This is a genomic window from Bacillus sp. TE8-1, from assembly GCF_008368855.1.
GTDB classification, from domain to species: Bacteria; Bacillota; Bacilli; order Bacillales; family Bacillaceae_G; genus Bacillus_A; species Bacillus_A cereus.
In genome coordinates this window covers 97,403-114,980 of the sequence record NZ_QPET01000013.1, presented here as the reverse complement: position 1 = coordinate 114,980, position 17,578 = coordinate 97,403, and the positions used below count along the sequence as shown (strand labels likewise).

The following is a 17,578-nucleotide window of genomic DNA, read 5'->3' as shown; positions in this document are numbered from 1 at the left end:
CCCTTTATTAATACATAAAACGATTGTGAAAACGTAGACGATCAAAAGCTTGAATAGAATCCGTATCAACGCGTTTACCGATGCGGACCATTAAACAGTTGGCAGGATGTGAACAAATTTCAGGATCGTCTGTAGCCATCCATTGTAACCCGCCGGCATTCATCATCTTCTCCATTACTTTTCGGTATTCCCACACATTCAAACCTGTTTGTTTCAAATCCCAGTGCCAATAATATTCAGTCGTCAATATAATGTAATCTTCCATATAATCGTCCATCATAGAAACCTCTAGTAAGTTCTTTCCGACAGAACTCCCGCGGAAGGCTGGGACTACTTCAATTGCCCCAAGCTCAATTAAGTTTTCCATTTTTCCTTCTGACCATCGTTCAAGTGGATCAGGATACAAGTATGTAACATATCCAACAATTGTTTGGTCATGTCTAGCAATAATGAGACGAGCTTCTGGTAATTTAGAAATTTCGACAATTGCTTTATATTGTTGCTCGGCAGGACGAAACGCAATTAAGTCTGGATGAAACTCATACATTTCTAAGTTATGTGTAGAGACAGGACCTTCAATAATTAAAGTGCCTTTCGCTGTTTTTAAGTTTCTAGCATTATATATTTTTTTATGAATCAATGTATTGCTCACCACCTTGAGGGTTTGTGAATCTATTAATATCGTACTTTATAATATATGCGATGTGAATCGAAATTTGTCATTAAAAATTTGTCTAAAAATCAACAAATATACTGAAAATTTTAAATAATGTCATTATAATAGATAATAGAATACATAGGAGGGGGATGTAAAGTATGAAAGTAGAAACGCTTCCTGTCATTAAAGGAGAAAATAATTTGCCGAATTATGATGAGGCATACGCGAATTTTAACTGGGAAGAGGTTAATAAAAACTTTACTTGGAATGAAACAGGCCGAGTAAATATGGCGTATGAGGCAATTGATAAGCATGCGAAATCCGATCGAAAGAATAAAGTAGCTCTTTATTATCAAGATGGATCGCGAAAAGAGAAATATACATTTAAGGAAATGAAGGATTTTTCTAATAAAGCAGGAAACGTCCTTAAGAATTATGGCGATGTAGAAAAAGGCGATCGCGTTTTTATTTTTATGCCACGTTCTCCAGAGTTATATTTCGCACTTTTAGGTGCAGTGAAATTAGGAGCAATTGTTGGACCGCTATTTGAAGCATTTATGGAAGGCGCAGTTCGCGATCGCTTAGAAGATAGCGAAGCAAAGGTGTTAATTACAACGCCTGAATTATTAGAGCGCGTACCATTAAATGATTTACCGGCTTTAAAAACAGTTTTCCTTGTTGGAGATAATGTAGAAGAAGGCGGTAAAACGGTAGCGTTCAATCCGTTATTTGAACAAGCTTCAAAAGAATTACATATTGAATGGTTAGGCCGTGAAGACGGTTTGATTCTACATTACACGTCTGGTTCTACTGGTAAGCCAAAAGGTGTGCTTCATGCGCAAAACGCAATGGTTCAGCACTATCAAACGGCGAAGTGGGTATTAGATTTAAAAGAAGACGATGTATATTGGTGTACTGCTGACCCGGGCTGGGTAACTGGAACAGCTTACGGTATTTTCGCACCGTGGTTAGTTGGAGCGTCAAATGTTATTTTAGGTGGACGCTTTAGTCCAGAAGCTTGGTATGAAGCACTGCAAGATTACGGTGTGACGGTTTGGTACAGCGCACCAACAGCATTCCGTATGTTAATGGGAGCTGGACAAGACGCAATTAAAAAATATGACTTATCACAAGTTCGTCACGTATTAAGCGTTGGTGAGCCGTTAAATCCAGAAGTAATTCGCTGGGGTATGAATGCATTTGGACTTCGTATTCATGATACGTGGTGGATGACAGAAACAGGTGGACAAGTAATTTGTAACTACCCTTGTATGGAAATCCGTCCAGGTTCAATGGGTAAACCAATTCCAGGTGTGAAAGCAGCGATTGTTGATAATGAAGGAAATGAAGTGCCTCCTTACACAATGGGTAACTTAGCAATTGCGAAAGGTTGGCCATCTATGATGCGCGGGATCTGGAATAACCAGCAAAAATATGAATCTTATTTCATGCCGGGAGATTGGTACGTATCAGGTGACTCTGCCTATATGGATGAAGATGGATACTTCTGGTTCCAAGGACGTATCGACGATGTAATTATGACGTCAGGTGAGCGCGTTGGTCCGTTTGAAGTAGAAAGTAAATTAATCGAGCATGCTGCTGTTGCAGAAGCTGGTGTAATTGGTATTCCTGATCCGGTGCGCGGCGAAATTATTAAAGCATTTATCGCACTTCGAGCAGGATACGAACCATCTGATGAATTAAAAGAAGAAATTCGTCAATTTGTAAAGAAAGGCCTAGCAGCTCATGCAGCGCCACGACAAATTGAATTTAGAGATAAATTACCGAAAACAAGAAGTGGTAAAATTATGCGCCGCGTATTAAAAGCGTGGGAGCTGAATTTACCAACAGGTGACTTATCAACGATGGAAGATTAAGAGGGAAAGGTCTGAACGAAAAATGTTCAGGCCTTTCTTTTTTATGATATCATGAACTTGTATATATAAGTTAAAGGGGATAGTATGATGAAAACAGAAAAGGAAAAGATGATACTAGGAGAAATGTACATACCGGCTGATCCAGTTTTAGTACAAGAAAGAGAGCAAGCACGTATATTAACGAGAAAATTAAATGATACGCCAGAAGAGCAATTAAAAGAGCGTAGCGAAATCGTAAAAGAATTATTCGGAACGACAGGAGATAATATTCATCTTGAATCTTCTTTTAGATGTGATTACGGCTATAACATTCACGTTGGCGAAAATTTTTACGCGAACTTTGACTGTACGATTTTAGACGTATGCCCGGTAACAATCGGAGTGAACTGTATGTTAGCTCCAGGTGTTCACATTTATACAGCAACGCACCCACTTGATCCGGTAGAGCGTATAAGCGGATCAGAATACGGAAAACCAGTTACAATTGGCGATAACGTATGGATTGGCGGAAGAGCAATTATTAATCCAGGTGTAACAATTGGAGACAATGCGGTGATCGCATCTGGTGCTGTCGTAACGAAAGATGTGCCTAATAATGTAGTAGTTGGCGGGAATCCTGCAAAGATTATAAAAAAACTAAAATAATATTTGAACGAAGTGCCTTCCTCGTCTGTATACATTTATGAAAGAATAGATGAGGGAGGCTTTTATATGTCTAATAAATTACTTCTTACTTTTGCTGTAATTGGAATTATAGTTGTATTTTCTTGTGGTCTTTTCTTACCGATACCAATTGGATATAGAGTATCAATGCTTACAGCTGGAGTTATAATGGGTGTTATGTTTTCAATCATTATTCCATTTGATAGAAAACATATAGTACGGAAAAATGGATATAAAATTGATTTTACAAAAACAAAAGTGTATTTTCGCTGGAATGTATTTGACACTATTTCTATCTGCCTTGCGTTGTATGCATGCATATGTGTGCAAGCGTTAAATACTTTAGTTACAATGGGATTTACGATTCAAAACCCATATGTGCAATTTTTTACAAATCAATCACAATTGTGGATTTTTATTGCGATTGCATATTTAATTTCCCGTATTTCATTAACGTTAAAAGGAATAAAGGAGATCAAAAATCATGGCGCAGATTGGGATTGAGGAGGAGCTCATGCTTGCGTATCAAAGTGGAGATAAACAAGCGGGAGAAAGACTATATGTTTTAATCAAACCAGCGCTATACACATTTTTATATCGATTTAACCGAGATGAACAATTAAGTATCGATCTTGTGCAAGATACGTTTTTGACGCTAGAGCGTAAGAAACATATGTATGAACTTGAAAAAGGTAAAATAAAAACGTATTTATTTCAAATTGGTTATCGTCTTATGATTAATAAATTAAATAGGAGAAAAAAGTGGCGTACGCTTTTGCCATTTTTAGTGCCGATTCCGGAAAAAGAATTTTCTCACGAAGATCGGCTCACAGTAAGAGAAGCAATTTTGAAAGTTCCAGAAGAGCAAAGAGCGGTCCTAATCCTTTCTTATTATCATGACATGCAGCAAAAAGAAATTGCAGAGATATTAAACATTCCGATTGGAACGGTGAAATCGAGACTTCATAACGGGATAAAGAAATTGAAACAATTGCTGGAGGTGGACGAAATTGAGCGAAAATCCCTTTAAGAGTGAATATAAGTTAAAGCAACATTTAGATAGTGATCATGTAGAAATACCAGACTTTCCAAAAACGGTAAGTCGATTCGATCGATTAATCGGGTTTCTTGGTTCCCCAGCGAAAGATCCTGTGGAGGCGACCATTGGGAATGATTTATCGATTGTGTTTCATGTATCGTTATTAGTTGGGGTTCCAATTCTTTCTCTTATTACGATACTCTTTATGGTGTTGTAAAGGATTGACAAGAAGGGAAACCTGACCTCTATTTGACATGCCTATATAAATGATGGTATAAAGAAAAGTATATGAATAATTGAGCGTGGAAAGGGAGAAGTAGTGATCATTTCCCTGTTTTAGAGAGCTGATGGCCGGTGAAAATCAGCACATAGATGATCGCGAATTACGCCCCTAGAGCATCTTTTTTCGATTGAATTTTATTCAAAAGGGAAAAGACGGTGCTAAGCCGTTATGTAAATAAGGTGGTAGGCTTTTTTGCCTGCAACTAGGGTGGTAACGCGATAATCAAAATCGTCCCTTATTTGAAGGGGCGATTTTTTTATGTTTTCAACCTTCACGCCAGTAATGAACTTAAAGGAGAGTATGTAGGATATGGGTATTTTACAAGATCTTGAATTTCGCGGTCTAATTAATCAGCAAACAGATGCTGAGGGCCTTGAGCAATTATTAGAAAAAGAAAGCGTTAAATTATACTGTGGTTTCGACCCGACAGCGGATAGCTTACACATTGGTCATATGTTACCAGTATTAATGTTACGTCGTTTCCAATTAGCTGGTCACCAACCAATCGCACTTGTTGGCGGTGGTACTGGTATGATCGGTGACCCGAGTGGTAAAAAAGCAGAACGTACATTAAATACGAAAGATACAGTTGCTTACTACACAGAAAGCATTAAAAACCAACTTTCAAACTTCTTAGAGTTTGAAAACGTGGACAACCCAGCAACGATGGCTAACAACTACGACTGGCTTGGTAGCTTAGATGTAATTTCATTCTTACGCGATATCGGTAAAAACTTCGGTTTAAACTATATGTTAGCAAAAGATACAGTAGCATCTCGTTTAGAAACTGGTATTTCATTCACTGAGTTTAGTTACATGATTTTACAATCATACGACTTCTTAAACTTATATCAACAACATAATTGCCGTCTACAAATCGGTGGTAGTGACCAATGGGGTAACATTACAGCTGGTCTTGAATTAATCCGTAAATCAGAAGAAGATGCGAAAGCATTCGGTTTAACAATTCCACTAGTTACTAAATCTGACGGTACGAAGTTTGGTAAAACCGAAGGCGGCGCAATTTGGTTAGACCCAGAGAAAACAACTCCTTACGAGTTCTACCAATTCTGGATTAACACAGATGACCGCGACGTTGTTAAATACTTAAAATACTTCACATTCTTATCTCATGAAGAAATTCTTGAGCTTGAAAAGCAAGTAGCTGAAGCGCCAGAAAAACGTGCAGCACAAAAGGCATTAGGTTCTGAAATGACAAAACTTGTTCACGGCGAAGAAGCATTAGAGCAAGCGATTAAAATTTCAGCTGCATTATTCAGCGGTTCTGTAGCAGAACTGACTGCAAGCGAAATCGAGCAAGGATTCAAAGACGTACCATCTGTAGAACGTACTGCAGAAGATACAGTATTAATCGACTTACTTGTAGAAAGCAAAATCTCTCCATCAAAACGTCAAGCACGTGAAGATGTAACGAACGGTGCAATCTACGTAAATGGTGAGCGTACACAAGCATTAGACTACGTTGTAACAGAAAACGACCGCATCGAAGGTAAATTCACAATCATTCGCCGCGGTAAAAAGAAATATTTCTTAATTCGTTACTAATCAGAAACGAATATAAAACAAATAGTACCCCGAATTGTAGGCTGAAAATTCTATGATTCGGGGTTTTTTATGTATAAATTTAGATTGCCTCACGAGATCTTGTAAATAGAATATGAAGAATTAATACGAGCATATAAAGTAAGCTAATAAGCATAACAATAAATGCTGTTGGATAAAATTTTGCCGCATATATAAAGAAATCGATTTGATAAATATCTTCGTAATTTGAAACGGTGCCTTTAAAGTAATTCGTAAACTTGGCACTATATTTCCATTCATCAGGATCATCTATTAAATTACTTCCCTGATACCAATTAATAAGTGCGGAAGTAATAAACAACATACATGCACTACCCAACTGAACCATTTGATTTATTGTCAAAACGAATCAACCTCCTATTTAATGGTTATTATAGCGTGCATTCATATTCCTGTAACCTTTTTGTTGTAATCTCCTTTTCGAGTTCATACGGAAATCACATGTAAGCGGTATGATAAATGTATAACAAATAGAAAGGAGTGGTAAAACAAAATGTCACTAGAAGCGCTCATTATTTTTTCTTTGCTAAACGCGGGTCAACTTGCAGAGAATTCGAAGATGGATGTACATAAAGAGCAGAAAGATGCTTATGTATATGTTCAAAAAGAGGAAAATAAATAATTTTAATATATATAAATAAAAGCTACTCGAAGTAACTGTTTTGGTGTCTTCGGTAGCTTTTTTGTATGCATAGGATTCAAATTTAGTAAGTGAGCTATTTAATAGAGGGTTTGTAGAAGAAACAAGTATAATTAATATGAACTGATAAATTGATAAAAATAAACCGTTATAAACAGGAGGATTTGTATGGAACATAGTGAGGCATCTCAAAGGCTGTTTTTTTGATTTAATCTTTTTAATATTAAGTCCCCCCTGTCAAAAAAAGTTTGTCCTCTGAGGAGGGTAGGTAGCGTAGGGGCACATCAATAGCTGCACTATTTTTTTAAAAATGAAGGGGGGTGAAATGTCTATGAAACTCTGTAAGTATTACATAATAAAAGCCACAACTCATGAAAAGACCTTCTAATTTATTGTTAGTTTATTTGATTAATATTCTTTGTCCACTTTTCGTAACTCTGACTGTGTAAGTCCATATGCCTCTGTTGTACAACCTGCTAACAACATAACAGGCATAGCTGAAGTTAATAGTTTACGTTTCATTGACATATACCCCTTTGTGTTATTTCTTTTTACTTAGTTCTTTTGTTGCTTTGTCTACTAACTCAGAAGCTTCGTCTAAATCCTTTTTAGCGAATTCAATTGTATCTTTATCATCCTCTTCTAAACCTGTCTGCATGTTTTCTACCCCTGATTTCGAGAATAACATTGCTTTACTTATGTTTATCGGTGTTTTATTGTCTTCAGCTAACTTATAATCTAGTTTATCAATCTTATCAATTAATTCGAAATAAGGTTTCGATAACTCTTTTAACTTTTCAGCCTTCTTCTTATTAGATTTTCTGCTATCTACAAGGTCTTTTATTTCTTCCGTTTGTTCAGTGTAATCTTTAAGTAAGTATGTTGCATTCTTATTATAGTCTTCTTTCTTGTTTTCTTTAACAGAAGCTTCCATTACTTCGTCTTTCTTTTTATCGTTTGACTCACAACCTACCCCTGTTATTAACAACATTGGAATCGCTAAAGTTAATAGTTTACGTTTCATTTTCTCATACCCCTTTAGTATTTATTATTCTACTTCACTTACACTTTGTTCGTCTAATGCTCGAATATCGTCTATTGCTTTACCAAACATCCCCATTGCTTCATTTAGACTCTTTGTACCAATGTCTGCCTTAGTCTCACTTATTTCGTCTACCGATTCTAATATCTTATCCCTTGACTTCTCATAAAGAATTAAAGACTTTTTCAATTCCATTTGCAAGTTTTCGTATTGTTTAGGCGGTTTAATGTCTTGTAATTTCTTAGACTCCGCATACACCTTTTCAAGTTGTGCTTTTACTTTTTCTTGGTTTGTTAGTAAAGTTTTATCCTTTTCCATAATCAGAGTTACTTTTTACATTTCCTTTGCAAAACCCTCTGCTTTAGTTTGTACTTCACCGAGATACATATTTAAAGACATGAACTTTCCCTCCCCTTACAAGAAAATAATACCAATTTAAGAGGGGGATTGTAAACGTAATATTCTGATGATTTAACGATTAAAGAGGTACTCGTCCATTAAGTTTTTTAATCTCATTCGGATGATCTGGTAATGAAGAGGTTTTTAAGGTTGAATGTAAATAGAAAAGGGAAGATATAGATTATGTGCAAATAAATACGTTGTAAAAATAATGTTAAGAAAAGGAGAGTATAGCAAAGAAAAATGAGTTATGGGATAGAATGTAGTGTTTTTAAGTGTTAGAAGAAGAGGGAGGTTTTTATTAATGTGGATAAAAAATGGATGGAATTCTAGAGAGGGGGTTAAGTTTTATTAACTATAGACTTGCAGTTCTTTTTTATTTTGTTACATTGGTCTGTTTCTATACATATAATCGGTTATATTCAATAAAAAAAGCCCAGGCCCCTTGATAAACAAGGTTCCTAAGGCTTTTAATACGACTCTTTTCAGAGTACCGAGATTAACGAGAGTAGAACTCTACGATTAATGCTTCGTTGATTTCAGCTGGTAACTCAGAACGCTCAGCGTGACGAGTGTAAGTAGCTTCTAATTTGTCAGCATCGAAAGTTAAGTATTCTGGTACGAAGTTGTTAACTTCGATCGCTTCTTTAACAACAACAAGGCTGTTAGATTTTTCGCGAACGCTGATAGTTTGACCAGGTTTTACACGGTAAGATGGGATATCTACGCGAGCGCCATCAACCATGATGTGACCGTGGTTTACTAATTGGCGAGCTGCACGACGAGTGCGAGCTAAGCCCATACGGTAAACTAAGTTGTCAAGACGAGCTTCAAGAAGGATCATGAAGTTTTCGCCGTGCTTACCAGGCATTTTACCTGCTTGGTCAAATGTGCGACGGAATTGACGCTCAGTCATGCCGTACATGTGACGAAGTTTTTGTTTCTCTTGTAATTGTAAACCGTATTCTGAAAGTTTCTTACGTTGGTTAGGACCGTGAGGACCTGGTGCGTAAGGGCGTTTTTCTAATTCTTTTCCTGTGCCGCTTAGAGAGATTCCAAGACGACGAGACAGTTTCCAAGCTGGACCTGTATAACGAGCCATAGTTGACTCCTCCTTTAAAAATGTTTTTATTTACGTAAAATAAAAACAGACGTAATCGATATTTACGGGCATTTTGTTTTCATGTACCTTCGCTCCAGCAGCAGGGAGTTACGAGATACACCTCCGTAGAGGAACAAAATACAAACGATAAACTCACATTACAAGGCTGCCTTTTTATTTTACACAAACGCTATTATATCTTTTACCCAGAGTTTCGTCAAGCGAGTACGTTTTTGTTTTATGCATATAAATTTTGGAAGTTAATATAAGAAGGAATTTAAAACAATATAGAAGAAGAGATAGAAACACAAATAAAACGCTTACATAAAATGAAGGAAAACGTTCATCAAATTTTTATGGATGAATATGCGGCAATAAAAACATAAGGGGGATGTTTTTATGAAAAAGAAGCATATGGAGACAGCGTTAATTCATCACGGTTATACACCTGAGGAACATAAAGGAAGTTTAACACCACCTTTATTTCAAACTTCTACATTTACATTTGAGACTGCGCAGCAAGGAGAGGCGAGTTTTGCGGGAGTGGATCCATCTTATATTTACTCACGGCTTGGAAATCCAACTGTGAAATTATTTGAAGAACGTATGGCGGTGTTAGAAGGAGGAGAAGAGGCACTTGCCTTCGGATCTGGTATGGCAGCTATTTCAGCGACTTTAATCGGTTTTTTAAAGGCTGGAGATCATATTATTTGTTCAAATGGATTATACGGATGCACGTACGGTTTTTTAGAAGTGTTAGAAGAAAAATTTATGATTACGCATTCGTTTTGTGATATGGAGACAGAGGTTGATATTGAAAATAAAATTCGCCCAAATACAAAGCTTATTTTCGTTGAAACACCAATTAATCCGACAATGAAATTAATTGATTTAAAACAAGTGATTCGGGTTGCGAAGCGAAAAGGTTTACTTGTTATTGTTGATAATACATTTTGTTCACCTTATTTACAAAGACCGCTTGAGCTTGGCTGTGATGCTGTTGTGCATAGTGCGACAAAATATATTGGTGGTCATGGCGACGTTGTGGCGGGTGTAACGATTTGTAAAACGAAAGCATTAGCTGAAAAGATTCGCCCGATGCGAAAGGATATCGGCGGTATTATGGCACCGTTTGATGCATGGTTATTATTACGCGGGTTAAAGACGTTAGCAGTAAGAATGGATCGTCATTGTGATAATGCAGAAAAAATTGTATCGTTCTTAAGAAAACATGATGCGGTAGAAGATGTTTGGTATCCAGAAGGAGAGTTAGCATCTCGTCAAATGAAACGCGGGGGCGGTGTTATTTCTTTTTCAGTAAAAGGCGGAAAAGAAGAGACGCAAGCGTTTATTAATGATCTTCACTTTATTACAATTGCGGTGAGTTTAGGAGATACAGAAACGTTAATTCAGCATCCAGCAACGATGACGCACGCTGCGATTCCAGCTGAACTAAGAAAAGAAATGGGCATTTTCGATAATTTAATACGCTTATCAGTCGGTTTAGAATCGTGGGAGGATATCGTTTCTGATTTAGAGCAGGCATTAAAGAAAATATCTACTGTTAATCAATAAAAAAAGAGTGAGCTATCGGTTTTGTACAGGACGTACTAAATCGATAACTCGCTCTTTTCTTTTTACATATGTTTTAGGAGTGTTTCCACAAACTTTTCTAAATAGCGCTGATCTACTTCATCGAAACGATTCTTTTCGGGACTATCAATGTCAAGTACACCAATGACAGCTCCTTCTTTCACAATTGGTACAACGATTTCTGAATTAGAAGCACTATCGCAAGCGATGTGACCTGGGAATTGGTGAACGTCTGCTACAAGCTGTGTTGTTTTCGTTTCAGCTGCTACGCCGCAAACGCCTCGTCCAAATGGAATGCGTACGCAAGCAGGCATTCCTTGGAACGGTCCAAGGACAAGCTGATTTCCTTCTGTTACGTAAAAGCCAACCCAATTAACGCGATCTAAAAATTGGTTTAATAATGCGGAAGCATTTGATAAGTTTGCGACTACGTTTGATTCGCCAGTTAATAACGCATCCAGTTGTTTAATTACTGTCTCATATTGCTGCACACGAGATCCTGCATAACTTTCTTTAGTAAACATGGAAACAGCTCCTTTTTTATCGAGATGTGTAAAATATTAGCAAAATACGATGTATTTCACATGACTTTGTCGATAGAAAATTAAAGGAATTTGTCTTAAAAGTCAAGAAATTTAAACTATAGCTGTTCAGTGAGGGGAAGTGAGCGCATGAAGCAGACGAAACAAAAAGTAATTGATGCGGCAATATCGTTGTTTAATACGAAAGGTTATGATGGAACGTCGGTGCGAGACATTGCAAAGCGAGCGGATGTGAATGTAGCGAATATTTCATATTATTTTGCTGGGAAGCAAGGTTTATTAGAACAGCTTATTACTGATTTTTTAGAAGGATATATTCATGTGATTGAAATGTCGTTTGAACAGAGAGAGTATTTGTCGGCTAAAGATGTAATGGTGCAAATGGTGCGCGGGATTTTACGATATCAATTTGAAAATAGAGAACTAACACGTTTCTTCTACCGAGAGCTTTCGCTTGATACGACATTAATTCGTGAAGTGATGACCGTTTATTTTTCTAAAGAAAGATATTATATAGAACAAATGATTAGACAAGGACAAATGAAACAAGAATTTCAGAAAGTATCATTTACAATGTTTATGACGCAATTAAAAGGTATGATAAGTATGCCGTTTTTATATCCACAATATATATCAGAAGTACTCCATTCTTTCCCGTCTGAGACATTTTTCATAGAAATGTATACGAAAGAGATTGAGCAATGGATGGAACAAGCATTATGTAAAGCGAATATGTACCATGAATGGCCAAGAGCTGTTCATATGTGAAGAATCCCCACCTAACGAACTGAGGTGGGGATTTTTATGTTTACTTTTCTTTGCCATAAATTGTTACATAATAGCGCGATAATTGTTAATGCAGCTCCAGCGATTTCAATTTTATCGACTGTATAACCTCGAAAGATAGAACCAATGAGTGCAAGGATAGGAACTAAATTCATAAATAATATGCCGTTAATAGATGAAATATAGCGATTTCCCATATTCCAGCAAAATACAGCGATAACGCCTGCGATAATCGACATATAAAAGAGCTCAAAACGAACGCTCACAACTGTACGCAGTGACGGCATAGTAACTATATTTGTGTACGTTAAGAAAGTAACAATAACGATGAGTGAAATGGAGCCAAATAAACAAGTTAATGTCGTGTACCTAAGTGGTGACCAAGATTGAAAACGAGCAGCCCCGTTTGTATAAATGACCCAGCAAGTAACGCCGCATAGCATCAATATATTTGTTGATAAGTGGCTTGCAGCTCCAAATAGTAATTCAATATTTCCTTTTGAAATGACAAGCATAACACCAAGTAATGCAACGAACATACAAAGGAATGTATAGTTTTGTGGGCGGCGATTTTGGGTTATCCATTGCAGTGATAAGGCAATCAGTGGCATAAGGGATTGAATCATAGCTGCATGGATTGCTCCGGAAGGTCCGGCAAGTTGCTGTCCGTAGAAAACGAGAAAACCATACCCCGCGAAACCGACTGTCCCGTAAAAGAATAGAGAAAGTGTTCTTTTTTCTAAGCGGAGTGAAGTCTTTCCTTCAGTAATTAATAGCAAAATAAGAAAAATAATAGCTGCTGATCCATAGCGAAGCGTTGTGAAGAAGAATGGATCGATAAATTGCAGAGCACTTGCCATTACAGGAAACATAAATCCCCAGGCAGTGACGGCGAGTAAGCATAGAAAGGATCCGAGTAGCATTTGTTTTTTGTTCAAGAGTATCTTTCCCCTTTACATTTCGTTATAGTAAGTTGATGAAATAAGTATAAAGAGTAATTGTTTATAGGAGGAAATATCGATTTCTTATAACGGTTATAACTTTTTGTTAGAGGTGTGTACGATGGATTTGGAGGCAGTACGATCGTTTATTGAAGTGAAGCATACGCGAAGTTTATCAAAGGCAAGTAAGATTTTACATATATCACAACCAGCGCTTAGTAAACAAATTCAAAAGTTAGAAGCGGATTTAGAGGTTACTTTACTTAAACGTTCTGCGCAAGGAGTAGAGTTAACGGAGGCAGGAGAGTTATTTATAAAAAGAATGTTACCGATTTTGGAGCAAATAAATGAAGTGAAAACAGAAATGAGGGGGTATCAAGAGAACCGGAAGTTTTCAATTGGTATACTACCGAGTTTAGCGGAGCATTACATATCAGAATGTAAAGATATATTAGGTGATGAGTTCGAAGTGGAATGGCAAATCGGGCATACGGAAGTATTAAGAGATTTATTTAAAGCGCGGGAGATTGACGCGATGTTCATCGATTCAGTAGTAGAAGGTGCTACGTATATAAAAGAAGTGCAACAAGAGAAAATTGTTTGTGCCGTTTCAAATAATCATCCGTACAAAGAGAAGATAGTCATTCAAATAGAAGAGCTGCACAATGAAAAATTAATTGTATATCCAGAAATATGTGATGTAAGGAAAATGATTATGAACATGTTTCATGAAATAGGTGTAAAACCAACTATAGCTGTGGAAACATCTTACGCAGAACCGATGCTTGCAATGGTAAAAGCTGGCCTTGGTATCACGTTACTTCCAGAAAGGGCAGTAGAGCAGTCTGTAAGGCAAGGAAATGTACATGTAATTTCTGTTGAACCACCACTCATGCGGAAAATTTATTTCGTATCCCATACGAAAGATTGTTTGTTATTACAATCATTTGAGGATAGGGAGTGAGGTAGGCGGAATATTGAGAAAGATTACAATCACATTGAAAGAAACATGAAATTTTAAAAAAAACTAGGTCAAAAACAAACCATTACATGGTATGATTAGTACATTGTTAGTTGTTAAATATAGGGGAATTCCCTTTTTATACATAATGCCTTCCATTTCATAAACGGAACGGACAAAAAAAGAGATATAACTAGGAGGCTTTTTTGCATGGATTCTATCCTGACGATCGTTATCATTGTAGTAAGCTCTATTCTAGTGCTGCTCATGATAGAGCTTGTGATAAGAAATCGTTCATATAAAGATATTGAAGCACTGGAGCAGTGGAAACAAGAGATAAAAGATAAACCTGTGGCAGATGAACTAAAACGGGTAAAAGATTTAAACATGACGGGTCAAACAGAAGAACTGTTTGGTAAATGGCGTGAAGAATGGGATGAAATTGTATCAACAACCCTTCCGAAAGCTGACAAAGATTTAGCGCAAGCGCGAAAATTCGCCTCGCAATTCTCCTTCCGAAAAGCAAAGCATGCGATGAACGAATCCATAAGTGGTTTAGATGACGCTGATAATCGTATTACTGACATTTTAAATGAATTACAGCAATTGTTAGAAAGCCATGAGAAAAATAGCTCGGAAATTGAAGGGTTACGTGATACATATCGTAGTATGAAAAAGAGTGTTCTTGCTCATAGACATATGTATGGAGCAGCAGAGCAGAAAATCGAAGAGATGCTAGACGCTGAATCTGAGAAATTTAAAACCTTTGAAGAAGCAACAAACAATGGCGACTATTTAAAAGCGAGAGAAATTGTTATTAGTTTGGAAGAAGGTTTAGCAGATTTAGAAATCATTATTCACCAAATTCCAGATTTATTGGTAGAGTGTCAAGCGACGTTACCAGTTCAGCTGGAAGATTTATTACACGGACATAATGATATGGTAAGACAAGGTTATGTATTAGATTATTTGGAAGTCCCTAAAGAAGTTCGCGATATGACGAAACAACTACAAACATGTTTAATGGATATACAGGAGCTTCATATAACAGAAGCGGCTGAAAAAGTAGAAAACTTAAAAACACGTTTAGATGGCTTCTACGATCAATTGGAACAAGAAGTACATGCGAGACATTATGTGGAGCAAAAAACACTTTCTGTTTACGATGACTTAGAAGAAATGCGTATCGAAACGATTGAAACGAAAACAGAAACACAACTTGTGAAACAAAGCTATCAGTTACAAGATAAAGACATTGAGTCTCAAAAAGTAATTGAAAAGCAAATGCACATTTTAACGAAACGTTTTGAAATGCTACAATTACGCGTTGCAGAACAAGATATTGCCTTCTCTATTATTCGTGAGGAACTAGAAGAGGTTTATGAGCAATGTGAAACGTTAAAAGTACTTCATGCAGAATATAAAGAAATGCTGCAAGCGATGCGCAAAGAAGAATTTGAAGCACGTGAGAAGTTACAAGAAATGCGAAATACTATTTTCGAAACGAAACGCTTTATGCAAAAGTCGAATTTGCCAGGTCTTCCAGAGAGTATTATGGAAGATTTAAAAAGAGGGCAAATGGCAATGCAAGCTGTATATGAACAATTAGAAGTGAAGCCGTTAAATATGAACGCTGTAAATAGCAGTTTAGAAGAAGCATACACAACTGTGAACGGTGTGGCTGAAATGACAGAAGAGTTAATTGGACAAGCATATTTAGTGGAAAAATTAATTCAGTACGGTAACCGTTACCGTAGTCATGATGAAAACCTAGCAGAAAGTTTAAATTATGCTGAGAAATTATTCCGTGAATACCAATACGATGCAGCTTTAGAACAAGCGGCTTCAGTATTAGAGCAACTTGAACCTGGCGTTGTTCAAAAAATAGCTGAATATGTAGACAATGAACAAACCCTTTCATAAAAGGGTTTGTTTTTTTGTGTAATTTTGCAGACGATGTTGCTATAATGAATAGCGGAATACAGCAAGGTTATTCGTTTCAAAATAAAGTGAAACTGTAATCAGTAGGAGGATTCATCCCCATTGATTACTAGCCTTCACCAATCGGGCATTTACGGACAGCCCGACTCCTACCTAACTTCTTTGCTCTAACTGGATTTTGAGGTGAGAGTCTTATTGCCCGTTCATGCGGGATAAAGTGAAACTGTAATAGGAGGGCATCCTCGACAATTATTAGCCTTCACCAATCGAGATAAAATGGAACCTTTGCGTAGTCTTAGCGTAATGACACGTATTTATGATATGATTATACGATGTGATAGCGCTGAAAGGGGAAGAACGATGATCTATTTTGATAATAGTGCGACGACGAAGCCATATCCAGAAGCTCTTCAATCGTACGTGACGGTTGCTGGGAAATATTTTGGTAATCCTTCTTCTATTCATTCGCTTGGAGGAGAGGCAGAGCGTCTATTAACACAATCAAGAACGATTGCAGCGCAGCTTCTTCGTGTTAAACCTTCTGAAATTATTTTCACATCAGGTGGAACGGAAGGGAATAACCTTGCGATTAAAGGGATAGCGATGAGGAATCGTTCGCGCGGCAAACATATCATTACAACAAATATTGAACACGCGTCTGTGTTTGAGGCATATAAGCAATTAGAAGAACTCGGGTTTGATGTAACATATTTACCGGTTAACGAGCATGGTGTTGTGTCGGTAGAAGATGTGAAACGAGCACTTCGTGAAGATACGATTCTTGTGTCAATTATTCATGTGAACAACGAAACTGGAGCAATTCAGCCCGTTGCTGAAATTGGAACGTTATTATCGAATCATCCGAAAATAAGATTCCATGTAGATCATGTACAAGGGATAGGGAAAGTACCGCTTGATTTATATGCTTCTCATATTGATCTTTGCTCAATATCTGGACATAAATTCCACAGTGTAAAAGGAACGGGTCTTCTTTATGTACGCGATGGCGTAAGATTAGATCCGATTTTATCAGGTGGTCAACAAGAGCTTAAGTATCGCTCTGGTACAGAGAATTTACCTGGCATTGTAGCGATGGTGAAAGCACTTCGTATGACAATGGAACAAGTGAAAGAAAAGGTAGCTCATTTGCAAAGTTTACAAGCAGAGCTTGTTCGTTTCTTTAAAGAGATGGAAGATGTAACGATTAACACGTCGCTTGCATATGCAGCACCGCACATTTTAAATGTATCATTTGTTGGTTTAAAACCAGAAGTAGTCGTTCATGCTTTAGAAGAACACGGTGTATATGTGTCAACGAAATCTGCTTGTTCTTCAAAAGCAAATGAAGTGAGCAGAGTGTTAGTGTCAATGGGAGTGCCGCATGCAGCAGCTGCAAGCGCTATTCGTATTAGTTTGGCACCAGAAAACACAATGGAAGAAGTAAAACAATTTGAAGGTATTGTAAAAGAGACGATGCCAAAATTATATGAAGTGATGAGGTAAAGA

General features: G+C 37.1%; 19 protein-coding genes and 1 other annotated feature. Of the genes, 12 read left to right on the top strand and 7 right to left on the bottom strand.

Going from position 1 to position 17,578, the window contains the following annotated elements; all coding sequences use genetic code 11:
- Positions 1-7 precede the first annotated feature (7 nt).
- Entirely contained in the window at positions 8-640 is a 633-nt protein-coding gene (gene acuA, locus DN404_RS11430) for an acetoin utilization protein acetyltransferase AcuA (RefSeq protein ID WP_000581388.1), read from the bottom strand.
- Between the two features lie 176 nt (positions 641-816).
- Here acuA and acsA point away from each other — a divergent pair, with 176 nt between their 5' ends.
- From acsA to tyrS, 6 genes are all read left to right on the top strand, one after another.
- Positions 817-2,535, top strand: coding sequence for an acetate--CoA ligase (gene acsA, locus DN404_RS11425; protein ID WP_000862049.1), 1,719 nt, complete (start codon positions 817-819; stop codon positions 2,533-2,535).
- Between the two features lie 84 nt (positions 2,536-2,619).
- Entirely contained in the window at positions 2,620-3,180 is a 561-nt protein-coding gene (locus tag DN404_RS11420) for a maltose acetyltransferase domain-containing protein (protein ID WP_002026426.1), read from the top strand.
- A 66-nt stretch (positions 3,181-3,246) separates the two neighbouring features.
- A complete protein-coding gene (locus DN404_RS11415) occupies positions 3,247-3,702 on the top strand; it encodes a hypothetical protein (RefSeq protein WP_000066457.1) in 456 nt (151 codons plus the stop codon).
- A complete protein-coding gene (locus DN404_RS11410) occupies positions 3,683-4,228 on the top strand; it encodes an RNA polymerase sigma factor (protein ID WP_000057201.1) in 546 nt (181 codons plus the stop codon). Before DN404_RS11415 ends, DN404_RS11410 begins: the two co-directional genes overlap by 20 nt.
- On the top strand, positions 4,209-4,454 hold the full coding sequence (locus DN404_RS11405; protein WP_001293778.1) for a hypothetical protein: 246 nt from the start codon (positions 4,209-4,211) through the stop codon (positions 4,452-4,454). Before DN404_RS11410 ends, DN404_RS11405 begins: the two co-directional genes overlap by 20 nt.
- A 77-nt stretch (positions 4,455-4,531) precedes the next feature.
- Positions 4,532-4,759, top strand: a binding site (T-box leader).
- A 70-nt stretch (positions 4,760-4,829) separates the two neighbouring features.
- Positions 4,830-6,086, top strand: a complete 1,257-nt coding sequence (gene tyrS, locus DN404_RS11400) for a tyrosine--tRNA ligase (protein ID WP_000512092.1) — start codon at positions 4,830-4,832, stop codon at positions 6,084-6,086.
- 79 nt (positions 6,087-6,165) lie between these two features.
- Here the strand turns inward: tyrS and DN404_RS11395 are convergent, their stop codons facing one another.
- On the bottom strand, positions 6,166-6,468 hold the full coding sequence (locus DN404_RS11395) for a YjdJ family protein (RefSeq protein ID WP_000154632.1): 303 nt from the start codon (positions 6,466-6,468) through the stop codon (positions 6,166-6,168).
- Positions 6,469-6,618: 150 nt separating this feature from the next.
- Here DN404_RS11395 and DN404_RS11390 point away from each other — a divergent pair, with 150 nt between their 5' ends.
- Positions 6,619-6,747 carry a hypothetical protein gene (locus DN404_RS11390; RefSeq protein WP_053514539.1) on the top strand — a complete coding sequence of 43 codons (129 nt, stop codon included), beginning with the start codon at positions 6,619-6,621 and terminating at the stop codon, positions 6,745-6,747.
- A 559-nt stretch (positions 6,748-7,306) separates the two neighbouring features.
- Here DN404_RS11390 and DN404_RS11385 read toward each other — a convergent pair.
- The 3 genes from DN404_RS11385 to rpsD all read right to left on the bottom strand — a co-directional run bounded on the left by DN404_RS11385 (position 7,307) and on the right by rpsD (position 9,308).
- The gene (locus DN404_RS11385) at positions 7,307-7,789 is read right to left on the bottom strand and encodes a hypothetical protein (protein ID WP_000823777.1); all 483 of its coding nucleotides are present in this window, start codon (positions 7,787-7,789) and stop codon (positions 7,307-7,309) included.
- Positions 7,790-7,813: 24 nt separating this feature from the next.
- A complete protein-coding gene (locus DN404_RS11380; protein WP_049106949.1) occupies positions 7,814-8,125 on the bottom strand; it encodes a hypothetical protein in 312 nt (103 codons plus the stop codon).
- Positions 8,126-8,705: 580 nt separating this feature from the next.
- The gene (gene rpsD / locus DN404_RS11375) at positions 8,706-9,308 is read right to left on the bottom strand and encodes a 30S ribosomal protein S4 (protein ID WP_000135317.1); all 603 of its coding nucleotides are present in this window, start codon (positions 9,306-9,308) and stop codon (positions 8,706-8,708) included.
- A gap of 399 nt (positions 9,309-9,707) precedes the next feature.
- Here rpsD and megL point away from each other — a divergent pair, with 399 nt between their 5' ends.
- Complete coding sequence (megL, locus tag DN404_RS11370) at positions 9,708-10,883, top strand: methionine gamma-lyase (RefSeq protein ID WP_000726570.1); 1,176 nt, start codon at positions 9,708-9,710, stop codon at positions 10,881-10,883.
- Between the two features lie 62 nt (positions 10,884-10,945).
- Here the strand turns inward: megL and DN404_RS11365 are convergent, their stop codons facing one another.
- Complete coding sequence (locus tag DN404_RS11365; protein WP_000494340.1) at positions 10,946-11,425, bottom strand: GAF domain-containing protein; 480 nt, start codon at positions 11,423-11,425, stop codon at positions 10,946-10,948.
- Between the two features lie 147 nt (positions 11,426-11,572).
- On the opposite strand from DN404_RS11365, the gene refZ reads away from it, so the two are divergent.
- The gene (gene refZ / locus DN404_RS11360) at positions 11,573-12,211 is read left to right on the top strand and encodes a forespore capture DNA-binding protein RefZ (protein ID WP_000814923.1); all 639 of its coding nucleotides are present in this window, start codon (positions 11,573-11,575) and stop codon (positions 12,209-12,211) included.
- A gap of 11 nt (positions 12,212-12,222) precedes the next feature.
- Here the strand turns inward: refZ and DN404_RS11355 are convergent, their stop codons facing one another.
- The gene (locus DN404_RS11355) at positions 12,223-13,167 is read right to left on the bottom strand and encodes a DMT family transporter (RefSeq protein WP_016123448.1); all 945 of its coding nucleotides are present in this window, start codon (positions 13,165-13,167) and stop codon (positions 12,223-12,225) included.
- A 124-nt stretch (positions 13,168-13,291) separates the two neighbouring features.
- Here DN404_RS11355 and DN404_RS11350 point away from each other — a divergent pair, with 124 nt between their 5' ends.
- From DN404_RS11350 to DN404_RS11340, 3 genes are all read left to right on the top strand, one after another.
- The gene (locus tag DN404_RS11350; RefSeq protein ID WP_000362529.1) at positions 13,292-14,134 is read left to right on the top strand and encodes a LysR family transcriptional regulator; all 843 of its coding nucleotides are present in this window, start codon (positions 13,292-13,294) and stop codon (positions 14,132-14,134) included.
- 207 nt (positions 14,135-14,341) lie between these two features.
- A complete protein-coding gene (gene ezrA / locus DN404_RS11345) occupies positions 14,342-16,054 on the top strand; it encodes a septation ring formation regulator EzrA (protein WP_000377303.1) in 1,713 nt (570 codons plus the stop codon).
- A 378-nt stretch (positions 16,055-16,432) separates the two neighbouring features.
- Positions 16,433-17,575: a cysteine desulfurase family protein gene (locus tag DN404_RS11340; RefSeq protein WP_000638992.1), complete on the top strand. Its 1,143-nt coding sequence runs from the start codon at positions 16,433-16,435 to the stop codon at positions 17,573-17,575.
- Positions 17,576-17,578 lie beyond the last annotated feature (3 nt).